Origin of the sequence: Neobacillus drentensis, from assembly GCF_036966985.1 — a bacterium.
Classification (GTDB): Bacteria; Bacillota; Bacilli; order Bacillales; family Cytobacillaceae; genus Neobacillus; species Neobacillus drentensis_E.
Genome location: NZ_JBALSN010000705.1, coordinates 1 through 2617 on the forward strand (window position 1 = coordinate 1; position 2617 = coordinate 2617).

Below are 2617 nucleotides of genomic sequence, written 5' to 3' on the forward strand. Positions count from 1 at the left end.
GTAGTAGCTAATCCATGACCTAAAGTGATACGATTGACAGCTAATGCTAGTGTGAAGCCCAATAAAAACTGGATGAGTACTCCCGCTCCTACATAAATACCTGACAGTAACATCGATTTATAAAATCCAGCATCCTGAAAAACATTTAGTATATTTCGTAATCCTACAAATGGGGGATTCTTTAATGTAAGGAACGTCCAGTCATGAAAGCTTAGGTAAATGGTGTATAAAATTGGATATAAAAAGACAACCATCATTAAAAAAATCGCTGGGAGCAACAAAATGATTTGTATTTTTTTATCGATCCACGAAAGGATGCCTCCCCTTTTAGATTCTTTCATTGTGGATGGAACTGCATATTTGATTTGCACGCTAAAACCTCCCTTTTTTTCATAAATGTGATTGGTTTATTTAGTGTTTTATTATATACTAGTTTGCTTGTCTTCTATTAAATATTCGTATAGGGAATCCGTAAGGGGAATGCCCTCTTTTAAGTATTCCTCTTCTCTTAAATACTCAGGCTCTCCTGGTACCATAACTTTCGTAAACCCCTCTGCAGGATTTATAGCATGTATTTCATTTACCATTTGATCAATATTACATAGAAATGACTCAATCGTTGTGAAATAGCTCGGATTGATTGCACATAAAAAATGACCAAGTTGGCGTTTTTCGGAATAATCACCATACATCTTTGTAACATGCGGACCGAAAGCTGATGCTGTTAGAATACCAGAGAAAATATCCACGACCATTGACATCCCATAGCCTTTTGGCCCTGCAAACGGAAGTAATGCAGTAACCGCATTCGGATCGGTAGTTGGTTTGCCCTTTTCATCCACACCCCAGTCTGAGGGAATAGTGGCGGTTCCTGCTTCTCTTTTATGTAGAATCTTGCCCCATGCAACATTGCTGGTAGCCATATCTAGAATAAGCGGTTTGTTTTTTGATGGAAACCCGAAGGCAATTGGATTTGTGCCAAAATAGGGCTTCGCACCTCCAAATGGTACGACAATTTTATCAGTGTGTGTCATAGCCAGCCCAATCAAATTCATTTCGGCTGCCTGCTGAACGAAATATGAAAGGGCCCCACAATGACTGCTGTTCATTACTCCAACCATTCCCACCCCGCTTTTTTCCGCGAGTTTTATCGTATAATTCATTGCTTCTTTTGCAATAACATGCCCCATGCCATTATCCCCATCGAAAATTGCTGTTACAGGTCCTGTAGCTTTGATGGTGAATTCAGGTTCAGGATTAATTCCACCTTCGGTAATCCGCTTTACATAATGCTCGGTTCGAAGTACGCCGTGTGAACTTACTCCTCTTAGATCGGCATGAACAAGTACGTCTGCAACAATTGTTGCGTCCAATTCTCTTAATCCTGCTTTTTTAAGTTTTAATACAACTGCCTCCGTTAATTTTTCAGAGGAAACTCTCACTTCTTGCATATAGCTCCACTCCTTCCTCAAAGGATATATATAATTGTACGCAGCATGTGAATGATTTTTTTATGTTCCTTCACTGTGATGAGAAGGATTTTTTATTAGACGCTTTGAAACTAGCAAGATTCACGGATAATTAATTCTGGCTCAAAGCGATATATTTCCGGCACCCACTCAATGTTACCGCTTTCAATTTTTAATAATAGAAGTTCTGCCGCTTTTTTCCCCATATCAAAAGAAGGCTGCTTTACAGTTGTAATCGGAGGACTATGAAAATTTGCAAATTCCACATCATCTATCCCGATTAAAGCTAAATCGTTCGGAAGTAACATGTTTTGCTCTTTCAAATGATAGAGAATTTCCGTCAATACGAAGTCATTACCAGCTAATATCGCTTCTGGAGGACTGGAAAGAGAAAGCAACTGTTTAAGCCCACTTTTAAGTTGGTCTACTTCCACAGCTAAAATATAATCCTCCCTTATAGGGATACCAGCATCCTCAATTGCCTTTTTATACCCTTCGATACGTTCCATTCTTGCAGTAATATGTCGATGCAGTGAATTCGTAACAATAGCAATTCGGTTATACCCTTTTTCGATAAAGTGTTGAACTGCTAATTCTGAGGCTGCATGATTATTTAACAAAACCGTATCTACAGGTATATCGGGTACAAGGCGATCCATAAATACAAGAGGAAACTGTTCTTTCAAAATAGATCTATAAAGTTCTATATTCTTCGCTGTAGGGAAAACGATAAGACCATCCACCTGTTTTGCTATTAACATCTCAAAATACTTTTTTTCCGTCAGATGATTATCATCTGCATTGCAAACAATCACATGATAATCGTTTCCTCGGCATACATCCTCGATTGCTCGAATGATTTGGGTTGAAATTGAGTACAAAATATTCCCTACAATAACTCCAATAGTGAATGTTTTTTTCTGTTTTAAACTTCTGGCAACTATATTTGGACGATAACCTAGTTGAATGATAGTTTGTTCAATTCGGTCCTTAGTTCCTTCTCCCATATAGTCATAGCGCTTATTTAAAAATTGTGAAACGGTGCTCTTTGATACATTCGCATGTCTAGCAACATCAGCTATTGTAACCCTTTTCATAAGCATCTTCCTTAGAAAAACGATTTAGTAATTCGATTTAGTAATTCGATT

General features: G+C 38.0%; 3 protein-coding genes. All 3 read right to left on the reverse strand.

The features are described from left to right. Positions 1-371: carbohydrate ABC transporter permease (locus V7659_RS30750; RefSeq protein ID WP_420491796.1), on the reverse strand; the 371-nt coding region annotated here is incomplete at its 3' end. A gap of 51 nt (positions 372-422) precedes the next feature. Beyond that, positions 423-1451 carry an ureidoglycolate dehydrogenase gene (allD, locus tag V7659_RS30755; protein ID WP_335543795.1) on the reverse strand — a complete coding sequence of 343 codons (1029 nt, stop codon included), beginning with the start codon at positions 1449-1451 and terminating at the stop codon, positions 423-425. A gap of 110 nt (positions 1452-1561) precedes the next feature. Beyond that, a complete protein-coding gene (locus V7659_RS30760) occupies positions 1562-2566 on the reverse strand; it encodes a LacI family DNA-binding transcriptional regulator (RefSeq protein WP_335543796.1) in 1005 nt (334 codons plus the stop codon). Positions 2567-2617 lie beyond the last annotated feature (51 nt).

What these genes read in the sequence shown, in the direction of transcription:
- allD (WP_335543795.1), bottom strand. Translation starts at nt 1,451, where the DNA reads ATGCAAGAAGTGAGAGTTTCCTCTGAAAAATTAACGGAGGCAGTTGTA.
- V7659_RS30760 (WP_335543796.1), bottom strand. Translation starts at nt 2,566, where the DNA reads ATGAAAAGGGTTACAATAGCTGATGTTGCTAGACATGCGAATGTATCA.